General features: G+C 32.2%; 21 protein-coding genes and 1 riboswitch. Of the genes, 13 read left to right on the top strand and 8 right to left on the bottom strand.

All coding sequences use genetic code 11. The features are described 5' to 3' along the window. Positions 1-19 precede the first annotated feature (19 nt). Both MHH85_RS12290 and MHH85_RS12285 read right to left on the bottom strand, forming a co-directional pair. The gene (locus tag MHH85_RS12290; RefSeq protein ID WP_340707294.1) at positions 20-841 is read right to left on the bottom strand and encodes an exonuclease domain-containing protein; all 822 of its coding nucleotides are present in this window, start codon (positions 839-841) and stop codon (positions 20-22) included. A gap of 151 nt (positions 842-992) precedes the next feature. After that, positions 993-1466 (bottom strand): low molecular weight protein-tyrosine-phosphatase, encoded by a 474-nt coding sequence (locus MHH85_RS12285; protein WP_193739173.1) that lies wholly within the window; start codon positions 1464-1466, stop codon positions 993-995. Between the two features lie 416 nt (positions 1467-1882). Here MHH85_RS12285 and MHH85_RS12280 point away from each other — a divergent pair, with 416 nt between their 5' ends. From MHH85_RS12280 to MHH85_RS12270, 3 genes are all read left to right on the top strand, one after another. Next, the gene (locus MHH85_RS12280) at positions 1883-2986 is read left to right on the top strand and encodes a GGDEF domain-containing protein (protein WP_340707293.1); all 1104 of its coding nucleotides are present in this window, start codon (positions 1883-1885) and stop codon (positions 2984-2986) included. 29 nt (positions 2987-3015) lie between these two features. Continuing rightward, entirely contained in the window at positions 3016-3570 is a 555-nt protein-coding gene (locus MHH85_RS12275) for a DUF402 domain-containing protein (protein WP_340707292.1), read from the top strand. Positions 3571-3920: 350 nt separating this feature from the next. Beyond that, complete coding sequence (locus MHH85_RS12270; protein ID WP_340707291.1) at positions 3921-4247, top strand: hypothetical protein; 327 nt, start codon at positions 3921-3923, stop codon at positions 4245-4247. Positions 4248-4381: 134 nt separating this feature from the next. Here the strand turns inward: MHH85_RS12270 and MHH85_RS12265 are convergent, their stop codons facing one another. Next, a complete protein-coding gene (locus tag MHH85_RS12265) occupies positions 4382-5332 on the bottom strand; it encodes an MBL fold metallo-hydrolase (protein ID WP_340707290.1) in 951 nt (316 codons plus the stop codon). Positions 5333-5576: 244 nt separating this feature from the next. After that, positions 5577-7262 (bottom strand): methyl-accepting chemotaxis protein, encoded by a 1686-nt coding sequence (locus tag MHH85_RS12260; RefSeq protein ID WP_340707289.1) that lies wholly within the window; start codon positions 7260-7262, stop codon positions 5577-5579. Between the two features lie 207 nt (positions 7263-7469). On the opposite strand from MHH85_RS12260, the gene MHH85_RS12255 reads away from it, so the two are divergent. Beyond that, positions 7470-7949: a GNAT family N-acetyltransferase gene (locus MHH85_RS12255; protein ID WP_340707288.1), complete on the top strand. Its 480-nt coding sequence runs from the start codon at positions 7470-7472 to the stop codon at positions 7947-7949. Between the two features lie 72 nt (positions 7950-8021). On the opposite strand, the gene MHH85_RS12250 is transcribed toward MHH85_RS12255, so the two are convergent. The 3 genes from MHH85_RS12250 to MHH85_RS12240 form a co-directional block, all read right to left on the bottom strand. Further along, on the bottom strand, positions 8022-8783 hold the full coding sequence (locus tag MHH85_RS12250) for a glucosaminidase domain-containing protein (RefSeq protein WP_340707287.1): 762 nt from the start codon (positions 8781-8783) through the stop codon (positions 8022-8024). Positions 8784-9018: 235 nt separating this feature from the next. Then, entirely contained in the window at positions 9019-9579 is a 561-nt protein-coding gene (locus tag MHH85_RS12245; RefSeq protein WP_340707286.1) for a cupin domain-containing protein, read from the bottom strand. A gap of 272 nt (positions 9580-9851) precedes the next feature. Continuing rightward, the gene (locus MHH85_RS12240; protein WP_340707285.1) at positions 9852-10817 is read right to left on the bottom strand and encodes a DMT family transporter; all 966 of its coding nucleotides are present in this window, start codon (positions 10815-10817) and stop codon (positions 9852-9854) included. A 160-nt stretch (positions 10818-10977) separates the two neighbouring features. Between MHH85_RS12240 and MHH85_RS12235 the strand changes: the two genes are divergently transcribed. Next, positions 10978-11544 (top strand): helix-turn-helix domain-containing protein, encoded by a 567-nt coding sequence (locus MHH85_RS12235; RefSeq protein WP_193739182.1) that lies wholly within the window; start codon positions 10978-10980, stop codon positions 11542-11544. A 102-nt stretch (positions 11545-11646) separates the two neighbouring features. Then, entirely contained in the window at positions 11647-12339 is a 693-nt protein-coding gene (locus tag MHH85_RS12230; protein ID WP_340707284.1) for a PdaC/SigV domain-containing protein, read from the top strand. Positions 12340-12439: 100 nt separating this feature from the next. On the opposite strand, the gene MHH85_RS12225 is transcribed toward MHH85_RS12230, so the two are convergent. Continuing rightward, a complete protein-coding gene (locus MHH85_RS12225) occupies positions 12440-13330 on the bottom strand; it encodes a LysR family transcriptional regulator (RefSeq protein ID WP_340707283.1) in 891 nt (296 codons plus the stop codon). Positions 13331-13453: 123 nt separating this feature from the next. On the opposite strand from MHH85_RS12225, the gene MHH85_RS12220 reads away from it, so the two are divergent. From MHH85_RS12220 to MHH85_RS12190, 7 genes are all read left to right on the top strand, one after another. Next, a complete protein-coding gene (locus MHH85_RS12220; protein ID WP_193739185.1) occupies positions 13454-14197 on the top strand; it encodes an SDR family NAD(P)-dependent oxidoreductase in 744 nt (247 codons plus the stop codon). A gap of 798 nt (positions 14198-14995) precedes the next feature. Continuing rightward, positions 14996-17137 carry a penicillin-binding protein gene (locus MHH85_RS12215; RefSeq protein ID WP_340707282.1) on the top strand — a complete coding sequence of 714 codons (2142 nt, stop codon included), beginning with the start codon at positions 14996-14998 and terminating at the stop codon, positions 17135-17137. Positions 17138-17509: 372 nt separating this feature from the next. After that, positions 17510-17659: a hypothetical protein gene (locus MHH85_RS12210; RefSeq protein WP_038189766.1), complete on the top strand. Its 150-nt coding sequence runs from the start codon at positions 17510-17512 to the stop codon at positions 17657-17659. 364 nt (positions 17660-18023) lie between these two features. Beyond that, positions 18024-18539: a hypothetical protein gene (locus MHH85_RS12205; RefSeq protein ID WP_340707281.1), complete on the top strand. Its 516-nt coding sequence runs from the start codon at positions 18024-18026 to the stop codon at positions 18537-18539. Between the two features lie 977 nt (positions 18540-19516). Beyond that, complete coding sequence (pdxR, locus tag MHH85_RS12200; protein ID WP_340707280.1) at positions 19517-20947, top strand: MocR-like pyridoxine biosynthesis transcription factor PdxR; 1431 nt, start codon at positions 19517-19519, stop codon at positions 20945-20947. A gap of 364 nt (positions 20948-21311) precedes the next feature. Next, positions 21312-21758, top strand: a complete 447-nt coding sequence (locus MHH85_RS12195; RefSeq protein WP_340707279.1) for a YfmQ family protein — start codon at positions 21312-21314, stop codon at positions 21756-21758. Between the two features lie 219 nt (positions 21759-21977). Then, positions 21978-22157: a MarR family transcriptional regulator gene (locus tag MHH85_RS12190; RefSeq protein WP_076035079.1), complete on the top strand. Its 180-nt coding sequence runs from the start codon at positions 21978-21980 to the stop codon at positions 22155-22157. A gap of 573 nt (positions 22158-22730) precedes the next feature. Then, positions 22731-22817, top strand: a riboswitch (cyclic di-GMP riboswitch). Positions 22818-22827: the final 10 nt, after the last annotated feature.

Genomic DNA, 22827 nt, shown 5'->3' with positions numbered 1-22827 from the left:
GTAGTGCTTAATTCAAACTCTATTTTAATTTTTCTATAAAAAGTTCTTCATGCATAAGTTGAATCGAGTGTCCTGTGGCTATTAGCTGTTCAGCTTTCTGAAATTTACTACTTTTATGACCGGACTCAGAGCGTTCAATACTATTACGACTAATGACTAAATAATCGGTCTGTTTAGATACTATATTGCTAAAGATACCGCCAGCTTGCCGTAATTTTTGTGCAGCAGAGGAACGAGTCATACCTTTTAAGCCACCTGTAAAGACAACTGTTTTTCCTTTGAAAAAAGGCGCATTCATTCGTGCAGTTTTATTTTGACTATTTTCGAAAGTAGAATCAAATAATCTATTTATCTGTTGAATATTTTTCATCTTACTAATTGTAAGTACAATGCCAGCAATCAAGTCAGCATTTTCCATAGATAATAGGATTGATAGATTAGATGCAACAGAGGTTAATTTATAATTTGATAGATTTGGGAATGCTTTTTGTGCTAATTCGAATGAGCATCCGTATTGACAATAAGGGGGAAGTTGTTGAATACTCTCGCATGATTCTTGAATGACGTTTTCATCATATTTGACATAATGCGCAACAACAAATTGATTGTTTAGCCAACGACATAATGTTGGATAGAATTCTTTAAAAGTCGGCGCATGTTGTACCATTTCTGCTGTTAAGCCATGTTGATGTGTATGATATTCATCAAATGGTTGTTCTGGATTGATATATGTATATAGGGTATCTTGGATTTCTCCATTCACCACTTTTACTAATCCGATCGAACAAATACTGTCGCGCCATTGGTTGGCAGTTTCTATATCAATGGCTACAAAATCCATATGTGGTCCTCCTAAGTTGAAAAAAATTTAAATCTATTATAACAATTAATATTGAAAGAATGGTTTAGTACAGTAAAAAGATTGATTGTTCTTTATCTCTCAATTTCTATAAAAATGAAATCCCGCCAAATGATAGATTGGCGGGACTTTCTTATGAATTAGTTAAATTGTGTTCACTACGAATTTTTTCAAGTAATGCGTGGCAACCGTCAGTAACAAGGTCATATGTCTCCTGGAAGTCTCCAGTGAAATATGGATCAGGGACATCTTTTTTATGATCCGTTAAATCGAGTAGACGTATGATTTTCGGATGATTAGGTTGACCCGTCATTTCGTAAATATTCATGATATTACTATTATCCATACCTACTATATATTCAAATTGCTCGAAATCTTCTTTTTTCAATTGACGACCAGCCATACCAGCAGAAGAAATATTGTTTTTCTCCAAAATAGCAAGCGTACCTTCATGGGGGCGTTCTCCAATATGCCATGATCCAGTAGCCGCAGAATCAACTGTCACTTTGTCATTTAAGTTTTCTTTTTTTAATAAGTCTCGGAATAATGCTTCAGCCATCGGTGAGCGGCAAATGTTCCCGAGGCAGACAAATAAAACGTTAATCATATCTATATCTCCTATAAGAAAGAATATTTTTGATACTTCGAGAGAGCTAATGGGCTTATATAATCAATTTTACGACGTTTATGGATTGAAGACAAGTTTATAGTTTATTTATAGTTAAAAAGGTGATAATTGTTCTTAAATTAATTATAGTTCAAAGGTACTAATTTTATAGTGTGATAGAAGGGGGTTTATGGTATCATAATAGTGTTGATTGAAAAGTTAAATAAATTGTTAAAGAGTATTTAATAAATCAATTAATTAATAAAGTGAAACGAAATGCAAATAAATTATTTCTTTGTCATTGAAGAATCAGTATTTTTCATATGAATAATGTTGTGGTATAAACACCTAATGTAGCTAAAAATAATATTTGTGCATTCGTTTTTTTGCAGTTATTTATAAAAGGGGTAGTAAATATGCTTCAATCGATTTTATCGAATCTATCGATTATTTTATTAATGCATTTAATCATCCAGGCACTTAAAAATTACAGAAAACGCTTACCGAATATGCTATATCTTTTTTTACTCGTTATGACAGTTTCAGCATCTGTTATAACAATGTTTTATTTACCAATCGAATTTGAGGGGTATCGAGTAGATTTAAGAATGATTCCGTTAATTTTTTTAGCTTATTTTGGTAATTGGAGATTGACACTTCCCATCTTATTGATTGTTTCGGTTTGGCGTGTTTTGATAGGGGGGGTGGGTACTATACCGGGTATCTTATTTGGCTTGATTGGTCCTACCTTATTAACATTAGCTGTCTATAAAAACAACAAATTTTCTAGTAGTTATTTAGATAAGATTCTTCTTCTTACGGCATGTTGGTTTATCTCAGATTTTCCTATTATTTTTATTATTCCAAACGGCCTAGAAATATTTAAAAGCATATTTATTTTACGATATACTTCATTGCTAGGAGCAGCATCTGTTTTGTATTATTTTGTTTTGTTGGAACGAAAACGATACAATTTGAATAATCAACTAGAATTTATAGCTTGGCATGACTCATTAACGAAGTTACTAAATCGAAATAAGTTCTTTGAAATTGTAGAAGAAAAGAGAAAAGCAACAAATGAAAATCACTTTTTAGCGATGGTTGATCTTGATTATTTTAAGAAGTTAAATGATACATATGGTCATGTAGTAGGTGATCAAATTTTAAGTGAAATTGGAAGCATATATAAAAACTATGAAAATGAGTATGTAAAGGTTGGGAGATATGGTGGCGAAGAATTTATCATATACCAAGGACATACTAACTTTGATCAAGCTGTTCAGTGCCTTGAGTCAATTCAAAAAGAGATACGTACTACCCCATTTTATATTGATGAGGATTTATCAACATATGTAACGGTCTCTATTGGTATTGCGGAATTGAAGAAAGATATGAATTTACAAGAAGCAGTGAAACTTGCAGATCAGAACTTGTATATCGCAAAGGAAAAAGGAAGAGATCAAATCGAAGCATCAGAGGTTCATACTAAACGCATTTCGATAACTATAGGTGCGGAATAGAGTATTTATTGAGAGGGGAAACTAAAGTTATGGTCAATTTAAGAACAGCATCTATTCAACGAGGGGATAAAATAATAGAAAGAAAAATAAGGTATGACTCCACAGTTGTAGAGTATAGTTGTATGCTGTTACAAGCACAAAATCATAATTTCGTACTTTTTCATGAAATATTGGATTCCTTTACGATGATAGCAAATCACCAAAAAAAGTTAACTATATCTAAAGGTAGTTATACAATTGCTTATTACTGGAAGGATCGTCCATATAATTTATATATCTGGAGAGATAATAAAGGAAATTATATAGGTTCTTATTTTAATATCGTAAAAAATACATATATGATTGATAATTTGGTATCGTTTGAGGACTTGATAATTGATATTTTGGTCCTACCTAATGGAGACTACTTTATTTTAGACGAAGATGAGTTACCTAAGCCGTTAGATCAATTTGAGGATGGTTTAGTTCAACAAACCTTAAACTCATTAACGGATTCCCTTGATATTCTCCTTACTCAAATTATTTCAGAAACTGAGAATCATTATAAACATGAAGAACTTCTTCTTTGGTTGAACAACAGATAATATTAGCTGATTATTTTTACAATCCACAAACTAGCATGCAAATTTATAAAATGCTGTTTCTATTTGTTCATTAATAGGAGTCCCTGTATTAATTTGATTAAAATTTATATCAAAGGTACAACTTCATAGAAAGTTAAACGGTATATTTACGTCTTCTTCATCATAAATATAAATAGATTATATTAACTATTAATTAATTTACTATTCAGAAAATAAGTGATAAAATATAGTAACACTAAAAACTAAAATTATCCGCTAAGCTTATTGAAATCATTTTAGAAGGTAAAAATTCTGAATATGAAGTCATGTACATGCAAGCGGATTTTTTTGTATTTTCTAGAAGCCAGCAAATGAATCTATACAAATTCGAGCTAGTGAAAGGAATGATGCAGATGGAATTAATGAAAAAGGATATTGGTAAATGGGTGATTTCTCAAAACCTTGATGGTTATATTTTATCTATTGATCAAGAGGGAAGAGCAGCAGTTGTTAAATTTTTTGATGGTGTTCAGCAAAAAGATCGGATTGTTCAATTCGAAAATTTAATACTAAATGACGAAGACAAATTGCAACTACAAGATTTACTAGCACTACAAGAATTAGCATTAGATACTAATGATAAAAAGTGGTTCATTGAATTAAGTGACCAAATAGCGAAATTTAAAGTAGAGTTTTAGATGAAAAGCTTAAGCAATTGTTATTTAATAGTGAAAATTAGAATACTAGAAAACATCAGATTAAAAGTAAACAAATATATACTGATAAAGAAGCAGGACTGCAACTTAAATTGCAAACCTGCTTCTTTAATATCTTATCCTTCTAATTTCACCAAATAATCAATGATTCCCATAGCAGAGACTGCCGTATCTAGAGGTATCACTTTGAAAACAGGATGACTGAGCAATAAACCATGTTGTAACACATAATCATTTACATGTGCATTCAAACGTTTTTCTAAATCGCGTGATCTAGCATAAAATTCCTCTTTTGCCGCCATTGCTTTCTTACCTTCTTCTAAGAAGATTGGTAACCAGTAACGAACTTGCTCATATGCCATATCTGGCTCATAGTAAACACCATAATGGCCAAAGTATAGCTGACTTGGCGCAAGCTTTTCATAAAACTGAATTGACTGTTCCATCGCATCAGGGTCGAATTGATTTGGTGACGTAGAAGGAAGGATTAAGTCGAAGTCTTCTTCCAAAAGTTCCGGATAATAAACTCCAGTCGTATCTCCAACAAAAACCCCATTACTTTTACTATCATGGATAGAGATATGGTGATTCGCATGACCTTTTGTATGATAAAAAGTCAAAGTTGTTTCACCGAGTACGAGTTGATCTCCATCTTCAACAGTTCTCATACGTGATTCTTCTACAGGTAAAATAGGGTCAAATAGAGTATCAAATTGATCCCCATAAACAGATTTTGCACTGGCGATGAGGCGACTAGGATCCACTAAATGACGTACTCCTTTTGGATGCACAATTAGTTCTGCATTTTTACATTTCTCCATAAATAACCCAGCTCCACCTGCATGGTCCAAATGGATATGTGTCAATATTAAATAGTCAACATCTTCAGGGGTCACTCCTAGCGCCTCAAGTCCTTTCATAATATAAGGTACAGAAGGACTTGCAGATGTTTCGATTAATGCAATTTTTTTATCTTTTAACAAATATGAACTAGTCCGATTTGGTCGTCCTAAATCATACGTATCGATGCAAAACAACCCTTCGCTAATTTGTTCGATCTTTTCCATCTGACTCGCCTCCAATATATGTAGTTTATATTAAGTGTAAATAGATTGAGAGAAAATGTAAAAGGAAAAGATTGATACTAAAGAATTAATGGAGTTATAGACACATATAAGGATCTACTAAGATGTAGACAATCATGTAAATTACAATAAAGTGAGTTTGAGTAAAAGGCTATAAACTATTTACATAGTATTAGCAAGAATCAAAAAAGCCCATGGAAAATTACGATTTCCAAGGGCCCTATTATCATAACTTAAATTGTTGAATTTCTTTTTGAAGAGATACCGATTTTGCATTTAAATCTTGAGCAATGCTATGGACTTCCTGCATTGAAGCTACTTGTTCTTCAATGGAGCTAGATACTGCCTCAATTTGAATTGAAGTACCATCTGAGTGGTTTGCGATTTCTGATATAGAAGCGGCTACTTCTTCAGCGCTAGCGGAAATTTGTTCGGAAGCAGCAGAAATGTCCTCGATTTGGGATGTCATTGAACGTACAGCGCCTGTGATTGAGTGGAATGAGACATCAGCTTGCTCAATGATTTTGACACCTTCTTCAACAGTCTTCAAACCTTGTGAAACACCGGTTTCCACATTTTTTGTATCTCGTTGAATAGTAGCTGTTAAGTTAACTATCTTGTTGGCTGATAATTTCGATTCCTCTGCTAATTTTCGAACCTCATCTGCTACAACAGCAAAACCTTTACCATGTTCTCCAGCACGTGCAGCTTCGATAGCTGCATTTAAAGCTAGTAAATTCGTTTGCTCAGTTATTCCTGTTATAACTTTTGTAATATTTTCAATTTCTGCAGTTTGTAAGCCGAGTTGTTTAGTTAATTCTGTTACTAGTACAGTTGCATCGTAAATATTTTGCATTTGTTCCTTAGCATCAATCAGTTTGTTCTGACCTTCTTCTGCAATAGTCAGTGTATCAATTGCGGTTGTGTGTAAAGTTTGCGTTGATTCAGTAATACGTTGAACTCCAGAAGCTGTTTCGTCCATAGCAATAACACTTTCTTTAGCTGCTGCAGATGACATAGAAGCATTTAATGAAGTTGTTTCTATACTAGTCGAAACATTTTCTGAAGTTTGTGATACTTCTTCTGTACTTGCAGATAACTCCGCTGCAGAAGTGGATAAATGTTCTGCACTATTATTCGTTGCAAGAATTAGATGACGTAAGTTCTGCTTCATCTCGTTAAATGAATCAGCTAGTTCACGAAGTTCATCCTTCGTACGAATTATGATCTCAGGCTGTGATAAATCGCCTTTTGCTATTAGCTTAACTCCTTCATTTAACTTACGAACAGGGGTAGAAATCATTCGCGTAATAATGATACATATGACCGTTGCAACAACTAGATTTACTATGAAATTAATAATTGCCGAAAGAGTTGCGTAATTTGTTTTATCTATAGCATCAAGTTGAATTTTCTCTAATTGTTCGTTTTGGTATGTAAGCATATCTTCAGCATTGTTTAAAATTTTGTCATTTATAGGTTGTATTTGTTCATTCATCAATTGGGTTGCTTTAATTGCATCTCCTGTTTGATGTGCGTAGATCGTTTCTTTTGTATAACGATCGAACTCTTGTTTAGCAGTGATTGAATCTGCGACTATTTCCTTCATCGTATCAGATTGGGCTATTGATTCTAGTTCGGCTAATTTTTTATCAAAAATGACCTGATGATCTCGTAATGATTCCAATGATTTACTATGTTTTTGTAATAGATACCCACGTAAATAAGAACCTTGTAGAGCCATTTCATATTGAATATCATCCACTAATCTAATTTGAACAAATCGTCTATCTACCAATTCATCTAAACTTTGATTAATTTCACGAGTATGTTTTACTGTAAAAATAGAGGAGATTCCAATCAGAATAACCATCAAAGTAAATCCTAATAATATTTTTTTCCCAATCTTCAATAATATCACTACTTTCTATTTGTATTTAGTGAAAACAATTGACAATAATACTTTTAACTTACATCTCTTTACATATTATAAGGAATATTGATATAAATTTCACCTAATTTATTTCGGTTTGTGAATCTTTTTACCTGAACTATTGTAACTACTTACTTGGATTATTACTAGGATAAGATAATTTTAATAATATAAGATAGTGATTTAATGTCGATTAATAAGAGAGAATACAAGATTTATAAGGTTTCTATAGAGAATATTGAAAGTGTAATTAGTTTGTGTTTAGCTTTGTTAAAGGAATTAGGTGAGATCAAATCTCATGAAGAGGAGCTAATAATTGTAAAATCTACAAGGGAGTACTTAAAAAAAGCACTTGTTAATAAAGAATTTAAATATTATGTTGCTGAAATAAATGAGGAAGTAATGAGTATCGGTAGCCTGATCATATTTAGAAGGCCACCATATTTAGAAAATCTTCAAGGAATCGCAGCATATATTTTGAATATGTATACTGTGTCTGAACATCGTGGAAATGGATTTGGAAGAAGAATTCTTGAGAATAATACTGAAGAAAGTAAGCTCAATGGGGCTAAAAGGATATGGCTGCATGCTTCAGAAGATGGCAAGTATCTATATGAGAAAATGGGATATACCATGAAAAATAATGAGATGGAGTTATTTTTATAAATTTTTCTTCTTAAATAGTTGATGAGATAAAGAAAAAAGAAGATGATCCACATAATTCGGGATCATCTTCTTTTAATATTGAAAAATTTCTAACTGTTGACCAGCTTCAATATTTTCTGTGTTTAATTTATTCCACTGCTTAATGGAGGTAACTTTAACATTATAGGTTTCTGCAATATGATTCAGTGAGTCGCCGTCTGCTACTTTGATAGTAGTTTTATTTTTTACTGGTTTATCATATTGAGTAAGATCATATTCAGCGATTAGTTTGTTTAGTTTTTTGTTATATTTTGAATCAGTCGCATAAGATCCAGTTAAATGCTTTGTGGCATCTTTATAGGATTTTGTATTACTTTTGAAAACGCCTGTGTAAAACTTTTTGTTCCAAGAAAGACCATTACGTAGTAAACGCACATAATCCTCCAATGATTCTTTATAGGAAGGGTATTTGCGGAATTCAGCCATTACTGTTGTCATATTACCTTTGCCATCATCTTCAGACGTTTCAAGTTTCACTGAGTCGTTTTTATATTTTCCCTTAATGCCAAATAGATTATTGTTAGGTGAAGAACCAAGGCCGCTTTGTCCATATTGGCTCTCTAAAGTTGCTTGAGCAATCATTACAGAAGCGTAAAGGTCATTTTTTGCTGCAAGTGTACGAGCAGTTTCCGAAATGGAACCGATAAACTCTTCGACACTTTTTGTTTCTTCAACGTATTCTGGTTCGGAATCGTCATATGAATTCTCAAATTGCTGCACTAGTACATAAATACCTATGCCGATAATCGCGAAAAATACAATCATACCTGTTAGTAATTTTGTTAGTAGTTTCATTCATTTAATGGTATTGCAAATCTGCAAAACCTTCCTCCTTCCATATAATATCAAAAAATATTAAAGTCTTACTATTCCTAACTATTGTAAAGCAATTAGATAAAGGAAAGCAAAGATATCTTTCCATTGAGCATATAATTAATAGGACGAATCAGGAAATTAATAGTTCCTATAGTAAATTTATTTAAGTACTAAGTAATAGCGTTTTATAGAGGTTATTTATATATATAACTTTTCATTTAAATACAATTTGTAAATAACCTTCTTTATTCAAAATATATTCCGTTGTTTCAGTAGGGAAAATGATTTTTTTATTTTGCCAGTCATACAAGATGCAATTCTTTATAGCTAGATCACCTTGCACAATAGAAAATTTAATAAAATTTGATTCCATTGTATTAAAGTTATTTGTTAAGTTTTGGACACGCACTTTTTCATCAAAACAAGTTTTATTTTCAACCTCATTATAAATACTTGGATTATTCTCGGGTGTAGCAAAAATGATGATATGTAACGGGAAATTGCTGCGATTGTGATATCCATGAACAAAATGTTGCCAGCCAAATGCAATCTCATTTTCAGATACGGTTATTTGTGTATCAAAACTAATGTCGTAAAGCATCTCGCCATCTACTACAATCGCATAATCTTCCCCTAATGGATGAAAATGAGCTGGAATTCCATCGTTTTGTGGGTCAATTTGAAAATATAATAGGCGATGATTTTTATCTTTACTCTCCCAAAATTTAAGGGATTTTGTTGTCGATTGAATTATTTCATTTAAATATAGTTCCATTTTCTATCACCTCTTATCAAAACATAACAAAATTTAAACTTTATTTAATACAGATCAAAGAATGAAATTTCAGGAAGGTATATGCGCTATCTATTATTTTATTTTCCATCGAATATAGCGGTAAATTATAAAGAAAGCGACCAACTCAAAATAGAGTCGATCGCTCATTAGTATAAAGATTATTTATTTCCAATAATTCCATCCAATTTGCATCTATCAATCAACAAAATAGATAGAAAGAATAAAACAAAGAAGGTGGGAGAATTCAATCATTATCCAAGTTTTCTTTTACTAATGCTTCTTTGCTTTCCATTGGCTAAACTATTTACAACCATTCCGACTATTACAAGAATCATGCCGAATAATGAAAGACCTTTCGGGAAAGATCCATTTAGTAATATCACTTCACCTATAACAGTAAAGATCATTGCACCAGCTTGCGTTGATTCAACAGCTGCAAGTAAGCCCATATTGTTTTTTGCCATATCTGTAGCTAAGAAGAAAAGAAGACTTGCAATCACACCGGAAGATAAAGCTAATAGTAATGCTTGTCCAAATTGTGAGCCAGTCGGTAATCCAACTGTAACAGTTCCATAAATACCAAATATAATAGCAACTGGTAAACTACTAATGGCCATACCTAATGTACGTTGGAAAGTATCGATTCTTCCTTGACACATCTCCATCATTTTACGATTGCCTAATGGATATAAAAAGGCGGCAATGACAACAGGTATAAACCCTAAAATAAATTCTTTAACACTTATATGCCCCGCTTGATTTACTTGCATTAAAATTACACCAATTAAAATAATGACAGTTACACGTAAACTTTTAAAAGGAATCTTTTGTCGGACCTTTTTATCTCCATCAACGCTCGGTACCGTTACAAAGAATAAAGGAGAAAGTAATGCACCTGCTAAAATAGTAACTTGCCAAGTACCGGATGTTAACCAAGATGGACCATAAACGGCTGCAAAGCTTAATAATGAATAAAAACCTACTCCACCGAGTGTTCCCCATAATAACCATTGAAAAGGGTTTTTACTCATTTCACGAAATAATTGTCCTAAATTTTTTCTGAATGCTACGATGAGAAGCAGAAATGGAATGGCAAATATAAATCGTAAAGAAGCTGTCCATGCCCAACTTGTTCCATCAAGATTCATTGCTCGATTTATTATAAATGTAGCTGAAAAAAATAGGGAAGACAAGATCCCAACAACTACTGCTTTCATAATTTATCACCTCAATTTGATTTCTATTTCGGTAATAAATACTATACCTTTATTTAGATAAAGTAAAGTATAATATACTTTATTTTAATTCATAAAGGTATGTTATAATTTATTAAATATTGTAAAAAGTTAAGTATATATAAATAAGGAGAGAAGAAATATGAGTTCAAATAAGGATGAGACACAACAATTGATTCAATTTGTGGGAACAAAACTACGTGAACTAAGAAAGGAACAAAAGTTAAGTTTAGAGGACTTGGCAGCTAAAACTGGAGTAAGTAAATTAACATTAGGTAACATTGAACGTGGTGAAACGAATCCAACATTAGGAATGATTTGGAAAGTTGCGAATGGTCTTTCAGTACCTTTAATGGCTCTGTTAAAACCGGAGAATAATATCAATATTTTACGTGCAGGAAAAGGGCCAAAATTATTCGGAAACGATCAGGAGTGGGTAATTGAGCCCTTATTTAATGATCTTCGAGGAAGTACGGAAATGTATCGTGCATACTTGCAACCTCGTTGTAAGTATGAACCAGAAGCCCATCATCCAGGGGCTATAGAAATTGCGACGGTTATGGCAGGAGAAGTTGAAATAACGATAGGAGAGTCATCTTATACACTTAATAAGTTTGACTCAATTCAATTTGTTGCGAGCGAACAACACTCTTACACAAACTTAACAGATGAACAGGCAGTACTCCATTTAGCGATCAATTATAAATGATTGATGTACATAATTGTATAAAAAAACTTGGCTGTACGAATATCATCGTAAAAATAAATAAGGGTATACTGTTAATACATTAACCGTGAGAGGCTGTGACGTATGAAAAGATCACTTACTATGGTGTGTAGTTTACTTATTGCGATGGTACTAATATTTACATTGAGCCCTTTAACAATGCATGCTGAAACGAAAAAAGCAGTGACGGTAAAAACTCACAAATTTATGTTTAATAGCAATATAAAATACCCGCAAATCAGTGGCATGAAGAATAAACTAAGACAAGAAAAAATCAATTCGAATTTTAAGAAGTTAGCCCAGCAAGATTATAAAGAGCGAAAGAAGATATTAAAAAGATATGACAAAGATCGAAAAGAACTTGGTTTATCAAAAAAAGATTATGCTTCATATGAGTATAAAACCTTTTTTACAGTCAAATACAACCAAAATAACAAAGTTAGTATTGTGAGAACAAAGTATTACTATACTGGCGGTGCGCACGGTGAGTATTACAGCGAAGGCTATAACTATAATACGAACTCTAGTAAAGAAGTAACACTGAAACAAAATTTTAAAACTACTGCTGCATATAATAAAGCTGCCACTTGCACAGTTAATAAAATCCTTGCCGATAAAGAAAAATACCCTTTAGCTGATAAAAATTTGAATTTAAATTTGACACCATATTACTGGACGAATTCAAAATCAGGGATTAATCTTATTTTCCAAATATACGAAGTCGCTCCTTATTCATCAGGTCAAATAGAATTGCCAATGGAAAGAACATGTAAATAAGAGTTAGTAAATCTGAATTGATACTGAATTTAAAACTAAAGCCATTCAATCACTATACAGGATTAAATGGCTTTTAAAATTATTGTCTAATAAATGCACATCATATCTTTTCTTGGAGCAATTTAATAAATTTACTCACTGCTGGAGACATATAACGATTTTTCATATGAACAATACCTAATTGAATGAAAGAAAAGTTTGCAATATCCAAATCAATTGTCACCATTGAAGTTTCGTTCATTCCACCATGGTCTTGAAAAGAGTAATCCAAGCCAAAAGTTAGTGCACCATCTTTAACAGCATTGTGAATTGCTACGGTATTATTCGTATTAAAGAGAACATCAGGTTTACCATAACGGGCAATGATGTTGTTTAAATACCATAAGATAAAATCATCTCGATAAACAACGAGTGGATATTGAAGTAGCTGCTCAGGGGGAATGCTTTTTTGCGATGCTAATGGCGAATTAGAAGGTACACCCACAACCATTTTACAATCACGAAGCTTTTCAATAGTTAGACCATTTAGTTTGTCGAGTACTTTTTCATACAAAATCAGGACGCCAATATCAATTCGATCTTGTAGTAAATCTGACAGAATATCCTTTGAACCACCTTCGAAAATATCTATATCTACTTTAGGGTACACCTTCTTAAAATCAGAAACAGCACTTACAAATAGGTGCATTGGGCTTGGAATTGTCGCAATTCGCAATTGTCCTGTAAGCTCGTTCTGTATATTCTCCACTTCTGATTCCATTTCTTTCATAAGTTGAATAATTTGGTTCGCTTTTTCTAGTATCTTCTTTCCTTCCTCAGTTGGGATAGTACCTTGGCGAGAACGGTGGAAAATAGTGATTTGTAGCTCGTTCTCTAAAGTAGATAACGACTGACTTACAGCAGAAAGCGTCACATGTAGCTTCTCCGAAGCCTTAGTCAAAGATCCACAGTTTGCAATTTCCACTATGTATTCCAATTGTTCTAATTTCAAATTCCACACATCCTTAAGAAATATTAAAGATAGATTAAATATAATTAAATTTTACTAAAACAATTCGAGTGTTACAATAATGCCATATTACACAAGTACAAATTGAGGAAGAGGGTAAAAAAAATGAAATTAGAAAATAAAGTAGCAGTAGTGACTGGTGGAGCAAGTGGTATTGGTGAAGCAACTGTCCGTTTATTTGCACAAGAAGGCGCAAAAGTAGTCATTGCCGATTTCTCTGAACGTGGCGAAGAAGTAGTTGCCGATTTAAAAGCACAAGGTTTTGAAGCTTTATTTGTAAAAACAGATGTGACAAGTGAAGACGACGTAAAAAATATGGTAGCTAAAACGGTTGAAACTTTTGGTTCATTAGATGTCATGTATGCAAATGCAGGTATTGCTCAAGATGGACCGATTCACGAATTATCAGTAGAAAAATGGCAAAAAACAATCGACATCAACTTATCAGGCATTTTCTTAAGTGATAAATTTGCTATTGAACAAATGCTAAAACAAGAAAATCGAGGCGTAATCGTTAACTGTGGTTCAATTCATAGCCATGCCGGTAAAGCAGGTGTAACAGCTTATGCATCAGCAAAAGGTGGCGTTAAGCTGTTAACTCAATCACTTAGTCTAGACTACGCTAAAGAAGGTATCCGCGTAAATGCAGTATGCCCAGGTTACATCGATACACCACTTATTAAAGGACGTAATGAAGCAACTAACCAACATCTAATCTCTCTACATCCAATGGGCCGCCTTGGCACACCTGAAGAAGTAGCAAAAGCAGTACTATTCTTAGCAAGTGAAGATTCTTCATTTGTAACAGGTACGACATTATTAGTTGATGGTGGATATACTGCTCAATAACAATCGATGGTAGAAATATTAAAAACGTAGTTAAAAAGACAAGATTTAATGTCTCTTTTGACTACGTTTTTTGTGTATATAAGAAAAAAGGCGTCTAATAGTACTTTAACTCTGAAAAAAAAGAAATCTTATATATATTAAGATTTAAAAGATAAATGGGAAAAGATTGATCGTTTAAAATAAAGTTTATAAAAATCACCTCTTTAGTTTTTCTAAGAGGTGATTTTTTTATTGGATATATATGTTAAAATTAATATATTATAACCAAATGAAAAAGAGGGAACTGTAATTAAACATTTTCACAATAAGCGTTATTGGATACTTATGCCACAATTCTTAATAACTACAATACTACTAATTGCTTTTCTTCCAAATGAATATAGACATTATTCACTATTAGTAGTCATTATTTTTTGGGAGGTATTTAAAATCGTGGAGAAGAAAAACAATAATTAAAAAGAGAAGTAGTCTTAAATACTAGGAGCGTTTCTACGCTTCAACCAAGATGGAGTGTTTATCGAGTTCGCTCTGCAAAAATAAGAATAGCAGAAAAAATCAAAGAAAAGGTGATTAAATGGCATTACATAATCAGTATCAACAAAAGTATATCCAGCAGCCAACACATAGACCTTCTAAAAGAATAATGTCAAAGGAAAAAAGTGTTCTCCATGCCATAGTGCTCTTAATTGAATTATTGTCAGTTTCGAACTCATTAGGCTTGAAGCGAAACGAAAAAAACGTGAAAGTAGTGTTTGGATAATGAAGAGAAAGTTTCGATTTCAATGGGGAGCCTTTTTAATGTTAATCCTTTATGGAGGACTATTTTTCGCTATGTTTTTCCGTATCTTTTTTATTCAAGCTTCAGGACAGGTAGAGGGAGAAGCTTTGGCGGCGAAAGCGGCCGCAAAATATGAAAGATCAAAAGTAATTTCAGCTAATAGAGGTAAAATTCTAGATCGGCAGGGACAAGTTATAGCAGAAGATACTATTAACTATCGCTTGGTAGCTGTAATTAGTCCAAAGGCTTCTAAGGGAACTAAAAGAATTATGCATGTTTCTGATAAAGAGAAAACCGCCAAAGTTTTAGCGAAATATCTTACTATTAGTGAAAAAGATATATTTGATAAATTAAATACAAAAGCGAAGAATGCGCAAGGTAATGAAATTCGCCAAGTAGAATTTGGTGCTGCAGGTCGTAATATTAGCCATGGCGTAATGGAGAAGATTAGTAGTGAAAAGTTACCAGGCATCATTTTTATAGAAGAATCAAAGAGATTTTATCCAAACGGTATCTTTGCATCGAATTTAATAGGCTTAGCTCAAAGGGATACTCAAGAAGGCGGACAATTTAGAACGGTAGGTAAAATGGGCTTAGAATCCATCTATAACAAAGAATTATCCGGTACTGATGGATGGGTCCAATATAAGAGTGATTTATGGGGTTATTTATTACCTAATAGCGATAAAATGGTAGAACCTTCAAAAGATGGAGCAGATGTGTATCTAACGATTGATAAAACTATACAAAACTTTTTAGAAGATTCAATGTCTAAAGTTAATAAAGAATATAATCCTGAATCGATGGTAGCAGTCGTTGCCAATCCGAAGACGGGTGAAATACTTGCTGTATCGCAAAGGCCAACATATAACCCGCAAGACGGTACTGGACTTGAAAATAGTTGGTTAAACCAGTTAACAGAGTTGACGATAGAGCCAGGTTCTACAATGAAAACTTTTACATTAGCAGCTGCAATCGAAGAAGGGAAATGGTTTCCAAACGCTAAGTTTCAATCTGGTCAATACATGGTAGGAAATGTACCAATTGGAGATCATAATGACAGAAAAGGTTGGGGAACGATCACCTACTTAGAAGGAATTCAGCGCTCCTCCAATGTAGGGATGGCTCATCTTTTGAAATTAATAGGTGATGACAAATTCATTTCTTATGTAGAAAAGTTTGGTTTTGGTGAAAAAACAGGAATAGATTTACCAAATGAAGCTACAGGTCAAATTTTAGATAAATATCCTATTAACCGTGTAACAACAACTTATGGACAAGGCTCTACAGTCACACCGATACAATTAATACAAGCTGTTTCAGCTATTGCGAACGATGGGAAAATGATGCAACCATATGTTATTGAGAAAATTGTGAATCCAAATACGAAGAAAATTGTAAAAGAAAACAAGCCGGCTATTATAGGCAAACCCATTTCTAAGCGAACGTCAAAAGAAGTTAGAGAGATTTTGACTACTACTATTACTTCTGAATTTGGAACCGCTAAAGATTTTGCAAGTAAGGAATATGAAGTATCAGGTAAAACAGGTACTGCGCAAATGCCAGACCCATCAACGGGCGAATACGATAAAAGAGGAAAAAATTATTTTCTGTATTCGTTTTTAGGTATGGCTCCTGTAGATAATCCTCAATTAGTGATGTACATTGCCGTAGGAAAACCTAAACTTGGCCCAACAGAAGTGGGCTCTGAGCCAACATCAAAAGTATTTAATACAGTTATGGGAAGTAGTTTAAAGTACTTAAATATTAAACCTGAAAAAAATAAGAAAACGAAATCTCAAACGATGGAAAACTTAAAAGGCAAACTCGTTGAGGATATTGAAAAAGAACTTGAGGGAAATGGCATTAAAACAATTATTATAGGTAATGGTGATACAATTACGGATCAATACCCTACAGAAAAATCAGAAGTCTTATCTGGCGGTTTTGTATTTTTGAAGACAGATGGAGATTCAATAGTACCTGATTTTACAGATTGGTCACTCCGTAACGTATTAACTTATCAAACAATGGCTAGTGCAAATATAGAAATTATCGGCGAAGGCTATGTACAAAAACAAAGTGTTAAAGCTGGTACTGTATTAAATGGAAACAAGAAGATTATTCTGAACATGAAAAAACCGGAGGAACATTACAAGTAGTTAAAAAATTATTGAGAATAAGACGACTACGTAGTTTGTTAAGAACTAAATCAATGATTAATGTACAACTATTTATATTTTAAAAATTAAACTCTCTTTTAGTTATTTATAACAAATAACTGGAAGAGTTTTTTTGTTTTAGTTAAAATTAGCGACTTGATTGATTACTTTAAAATGAATCAGCAAATTTAAGGTAGTAAAGATAAGTATAATGAATACCATTTGGCTATGAATTATTTTACTAAGTTTTTACTGATAAATGCAAGGTTAGGCAGTATACTAATAAAGTAAAAAGGTTTACTTCAGTAAAATAAGGTATATTATATTTGTTGAATAGATTCTCTTTAAAGACAAGAAAAGTAGGTGAACAAAGTGGGGAAATATCAATTGGATACCAAAGGTCAGGTGGCTGTGGCAAAGTATCATGAAAAACTTAAACCTGCCAAATTTGATAAAAAGCAGCAACTTGAAAAAATACGTGCGGAGTATTTGAAAAAAAAGCAAAAACAAACAGATAAATAATATGAATGAAAACATAGGGAGACTAAAATCTCCCTATGTTTTTTTATTCGAAGTTCTTTTTCAAATTGATGAAAGAGTTTATTATTCTACTAAATTTCAGATTCGGTGACAAAAACTCGTCAATAGATATCCATTCCTCACTAATTGATTTTGACATTGAAACGACATAACCATTATTCAAAATAATAACGTTGTAAACAGGGGGTTACCAGCTACAATTGATGACAAGAATTACATGATTTTAACAGTTTTTTTTTCTGTTTTGATAAAAAGTGTGAAACCCTTATATATCAATGGTTAACCGCGTACTATATGATATTACGAGTAAGTCATTATAACAGATAAAGCGAAAAACCCTGAAGCAATGGTTCGCTGGATGGACTACTTCTATAGTGAAGAAGGTTCGAAGATGTTCTTTATGGGCTTTGAGGGCGTTACGTATGAAGAAGATAAGGATGGTAACTTCAAGTATTTAGATACGATTACAGATAATCCTGATGGAAAAAATCTAGACCAAGCAATTAGTGAATATTTAACTTGGCCAGGTGGATATTACCCTGGAATGGTTAGACAAAAATTCTTCCAAGGTGCTGAAGGTAAAGAACCATCTGCACTAAATGCCAAGAAAGCTAAACCATACACTCTTAAAGACGAAGATATCCTACCTGGACTGAACTACACGCTTGAAGAAAATGACAAAGTTAGTGCGGTTATGACAGATGTTCAGACATATATTGATGAAATGACTGCAGGTTTCATTACTGGTAAACAAGACTTCAGCAAGTGGGATGAATACAAGAAGACCCTTGATAAAATGGGTTTACAAGATTATCTTAAAACTGCTCAAGCAGCATATAATCGCTCTAAAAATGAGAAGTAAATTTAAAATTGCTCATACAAGGATCTCCTTGTATGAGTTTTACTTTTTAAGGTTCCTCACAATTTCTGAGTAGGATTTAAATTTCTATTTGAAACAACCAACAGTTATCGACGTAAAGAGGTTATTTCAGCAGTCTAAAAAAAGGAACGTAGTCTTTTTAGGATCGTCCCTCCTTCATTTATTACTGCTATTTACCGAATTATAATAGTATTGTTCTACGTAGTAACATCGTTCTGAGCTCCTAAATAAGTCCCAATCACATTTTGGTATCCCGCCAGTTGATCAGCAAGCAATTAGAAATACGTGAAGATTAGTCATTTTGTATTCCTCCCTTAAATAATTAAGACACCATAGTACATAAATTAATTTTCATTACAGCTTAATGTTTATTTCTTAAAAAGGTTTCAATTTATTTGGAACCTTTTTTCGCATTTTCTCACTGGGTGTAATACTAGGGTGTTTTATTTGGTTATATGTGGTTTTAATTTTTGCTCAATTGAAACAATGGACTTTGCTTTGAGGCAGGGAATTTAATTAATATTTTAGCTAAAATAATAAGAATGATAAAGGACATAATCCCTATCGATAGCATAATGTCTTTAGCTTGTCTTTAAGCTTGAGGTTCTTTTGGATCCAAAACTAACAATGGATCACATTCAGTAAGATTGATTAAAATGATACATCTTTTTTCATAAACAAAACCCTTTTAATTATTCTTTGAACTATTTTAGGCTACTATAGGTTTGTATGGGTTTGGATTCACAATTGATTTTTATACTAGTTGCACAAAATTTTAAACACTAGAAGTTTTAAAATATAACACAAAATGTTCTAAAACTATAATAAAACTAGAAAAAAATTTTTAGTATAATTTAATTGAAATAAATAGGCATCAAATCAGTGTTCTTATATGAAAATGAGTAAAAGATAAATGGCGAATTTAAGCAAGTTTAGTAGAAATAATGAGGTGAGTATATTTGGATTGGAAACCTGATAGAAAAGCAAAAAAAGCTATCTATAAACAACTCGCAGAATATATTGAAAAGGGAATTGCAGATGGTACATTTCCACCTGATAAACCATTGCCATCAGAGAGAAGTTTAGCGAATATTCTAGAGATAAATAGAAGTACTGTGGTTAATGCATATGACGAATTAGAGTCGATTGGTCTAATTGAAAGAAATAGAGGAAGTGGTACTACCATTAGTAAAGATATATGGGGTATAACAAAAAAAAGGATTCCTAGCTGGAATAGGTATATTGAGGCGGGTTCTTTTTTACCTAATCTACCTGTAACACAAAAAATAAGAAAAGAAGCTGTTGAACATAATTTAATTAATTTGGCTGCAGGTGAATTGTCAGAAGAACTTTTCCCAAAAAGCTTTTTAAGTGAGATAACCTCAACTCGCTCTTTAATTGGAAGCTTAGGATACGATCATCCACAGGGGAATGAAATCCTAAGAAAAACCCTTACAAAACACATAAATAAAAGTCGGGGAATTGAAACTAATCCTTCTTCAATACTTATAACATCAGGAGCGCAACAAGCATTACATTTAATTGTACAATGTTTGTTAAAGCCTGGAGATGCAATAGCAATTGAAGATCCTTCTTACAATTATAATCTTCCGATTTTTAAATCAGCAGGTATACAAATACATTATCTACGAGTCGATAGGGATGGAATTAATCCTGAAGATTTGCAGTCATTATATAAAAAACACCGGATTAAAATGATTTTTTTAAATCCAGATTTTCAAAATCCAACAGGTTCTTTAATGAATGTAAAAAAAAGAGAAGCTATTTTAGATATATCCTCAAAGCTTGGGATTCCAGTAGTTGAAGATGATCCTTATAGTTTAACAGCTTTTTCAGGAGATAAAATACCTACCCTTAAATCAATGGATAAGAACGGAAACGTATTATACATTAGTTCTTTGTCCAAAATTGTTGCCTCAGGATTAAGAATAGGGTGGATTATTGGCCCAACATCGGTGATTGAAAGATTATCCGATGCAAAGCAGCAAATAGACTTTGGACATTCTATCTATACACAATGGATAGCGAATGATTTTTTAGAATCAGAAAATTTCAATTTTCATATAAAAAGTTTAATTAAGGAGTTAGAAAAAAGGAGAGATAGAATTATAAAAAGCCTTGATATTTATTTAAATGGCCAGGTGGAATATTCTATTCCTCAAGGTGGAATTCATATTTGGTGTAAAATACTTAAAAATTTCAATGAAATCCAATTACTTGAAGAATCAATTAAAAGAGGGGTCATTTATGTTCCTGGTTCTACAATGGGATCTAGAAATGGATATGTTCGTTTTACTTTCGCAAGAGAAGATGAAGGTTTGATTGATGAAGGAATCAAAAGGTTTGCAGAAGCTCTTAATTGTTTGTAAACATTTCCTTCTGGAAAAGCATCTTTTATATTCTAAGAAAATTTGTTAATAACTTTAATTTTGAATTTTATTCCTAAGATAAATGGATGGTCAAAAAACAATCCAATTGGATGGTTATTTAAAAAATAAATCCTTTATTATTGAGAGGTAGTTAATGAAACATCTTAAAGGCTAATTAATAATTATTTGTGGCTATGAATGTGAATTGATTTACAATTTAACATTTGTATACAAAGGGCTACCGGATGTTTTTTACGTTGTTTATAAAAAAACCTTTGTTTGTAAATTACTATTTTTTAATAGTATACTATTAAAATAAAGGTCTATAGTAACCAGATATTATTATTGAAGGAGCTGATATAATATGACATGGACAGTTGCTATTATGATAGTGATTGGGATTTTTTTTAAATTGTTAATGAGTCCTCCAAATGCACTTGTGGCATGGTTTTTAGATAAATTCGAACTTCATCAAAAACTTGATTCAGAAGATGTCACTGTAACATTTAACGGAAAGAATTTAGAAGAGGAAGAAAAAATTAGATTTATTGAGTATTTTAATGAAGCTAACTTTTTAAAAAAACATTATATATTTCCAGGTAATGAAAAATTATTTCTATATCCAGAGACTGATGTAACTCCATTTGTCATCAACTTGAAAAAGGGCAAAAAAGATGTTAATTTCTTTGTTTATAATCCCGATAATCACGTTGATGTAGTTAAGCAGTGGAAGAAAAAAGTAGTTTCTTATAGTCTTAGGTCTGATGGTCTACAAAAATTTAATATTTCAACTAATAGAACAGTCGAGTAAGTATACTTTTAAAGGTATATACAATAACTTCATGAATTGTATTTTCCAAATTGAGATCGCCATTATAATGAAATTAAATCTTCCTTGTAATTTTGATTTCCGAAACGCCTCATACTGCATTTCCAACGGCAATGGGCACCCCATACTATGAAGGTATTTATCTGACTTACATTGAAAAAGCATATCATTTTTATAACCAGTCCATTAAAGGAGCAAATTATGTTCAATGATAAAGATTTACTTAGTGTAGATGTAGCAAAGATGTATTACGATTTAGATAAGACTCAAGGTGAAATCGCTAAAGCTCTCGATCTGTCTAGACCTACTGTTTCGAAGTTATTGAAGAACGCCAAAGAAAAAAATTACGTGAACATCGTTATTAACGATCCTAGAGATTAGACTTTTAACCTTGAATTAGCAATACAAGAAAAATATCAATTGAATGCTGTCCCCATAGCATTCGCTCCAATAGATGGAGAACAGCAAATTAAAAAGTACATTAGTAAAACAACAGCTAAAAAATATCTCGACTGTATTTCAAACAGTACAAATTTGTTTTAAGTCGACCGTAAAGTGATAATAAATTTATTTAATTTTAATATAAAAGTATGAGAGCCTTGCTACATTTTATTGTAGTAAGGCTCTTATATTTTGTTTAATTCTTATTTAACTATCGTACCTGTAAATTGAAAAAGGCAATAATAATATTTTGTTTATTATAGCCATAACAAAATCTTTTTTATTATCTGCATATTTCCCTTTTAGTTATTAACGAAAGTTAATTCTATAATTTAAATTATGATGTTAATTTCCATTTAACATCATTTATTTGATTACAGTTTAGAAATCGGGCCTTACTGTGGAGCAGACTCTTTCGTAAGTAAAGCAAGAAAAATTCTAGTTCGACAAAAAATGACAAGTAATATATAATGTTATAGTAATATATGAGCATGATATTAGTACTATCTTTTACAATTGAAAAGGCAAACTTATCGAAAGGTAAGGACGCAAAGCTACGAGTCTAAAATCCTCTTGGATAATGATAGTCGGGTCGCCAAGAATAAAACGT

Source organism: Viridibacillus sp. FSL E2-0187, assembly GCF_038006425.1.
Lineage (GTDB): Bacteria > Bacillota > Bacilli > Bacillales_A > Planococcaceae > Viridibacillus > Viridibacillus arvi.
The sequence above is the reverse complement of the archived record's forward strand: the minus strand, read 5'-3'. Positions and strand labels throughout refer to the sequence as shown.

Bases quoted from the DNA above. Each gene is read 5' to 3' on its own strand.
- MHH85_RS12290 (WP_340707294.1), bottom strand. From the start codon at position 841: ATGGATTTTGTAGCCATTGATATAGAAACTGCCAACCAATGGCGCGAC.
- MHH85_RS12285 (WP_193739173.1), bottom strand. From the start codon at position 1,466: ATGATTAACGTTTTATTTGTCTGCCTCGGGAACATTTGCCGCTCACCG.
- MHH85_RS12280 (WP_340707293.1), top strand. From the start codon at position 1,883: ATGCTTCAATCGATTTTATCGAATCTATCGATTATTTTATTAATGCAT.
- MHH85_RS12275 (WP_340707292.1), top strand. From the start codon at position 3,016: ATGGTCAATTTAAGAACAGCATCTATTCAACGAGGGGATAAAATAATA.
- MHH85_RS12270 (WP_340707291.1), top strand. From the start codon at position 3,921: ATGAATCTATACAAATTCGAGCTAGTGAAAGGAATGATGCAGATGGAA.
- MHH85_RS12265 (WP_340707290.1), bottom strand. From the start codon at position 5,332: ATGGAAAAGATCGAACAAATTAGCGAAGGGTTGTTTTGCATCGATACG.
- MHH85_RS12255 (WP_340707288.1), top strand. From the start codon at position 7,470: ATGTCGATTAATAAGAGAGAATACAAGATTTATAAGGTTTCTATAGAG.
- MHH85_RS12250 (WP_340707287.1), bottom strand. From the start codon at position 8,783: ATGAAACTACTAACAAAATTACTAACAGGTATGATTGTATTTTTCGCG.
- MHH85_RS12245 (WP_340707286.1), bottom strand. From the start codon at position 9,579: ATGGAACTATATTTAAATGAAATAATTCAATCGACAACAAAATCCCTT.
- MHH85_RS12240 (WP_340707285.1), bottom strand. From the start codon at position 10,817: ATGAAAGCAGTAGTTGTTGGGATCTTGTCTTCCCTATTTTTTTCAGCT.
- MHH85_RS12235 (WP_193739182.1), top strand. From the start codon at position 10,978: ATGAGTTCAAATAAGGATGAGACACAACAATTGATTCAATTTGTGGGA.
- MHH85_RS12230 (WP_340707284.1), top strand. From the start codon at position 11,647: ATGAAAAGATCACTTACTATGGTGTGTAGTTTACTTATTGCGATGGTA.
- MHH85_RS12220 (WP_193739185.1), top strand. From the start codon at position 13,454: ATGAAATTAGAAAATAAAGTAGCAGTAGTGACTGGTGGAGCAAGTGGT.
- MHH85_RS12215 (WP_340707282.1), top strand. From the start codon at position 14,996: ATGTTAATCCTTTATGGAGGACTATTTTTCGCTATGTTTTTCCGTATC.
- MHH85_RS12205 (WP_340707281.1), top strand. From the start codon at position 18,024: ATGGTTCGCTGGATGGACTACTTCTATAGTGAAGAAGGTTCGAAGATG.
- MHH85_RS12195 (WP_340707279.1), top strand. From the start codon at position 21,312: ATGACATGGACAGTTGCTATTATGATAGTGATTGGGATTTTTTTTAAA.
- MHH85_RS12190 (WP_076035079.1), top strand. From the start codon at position 21,978: ATGTTCAATGATAAAGATTTACTTAGTGTAGATGTAGCAAAGATGTAT.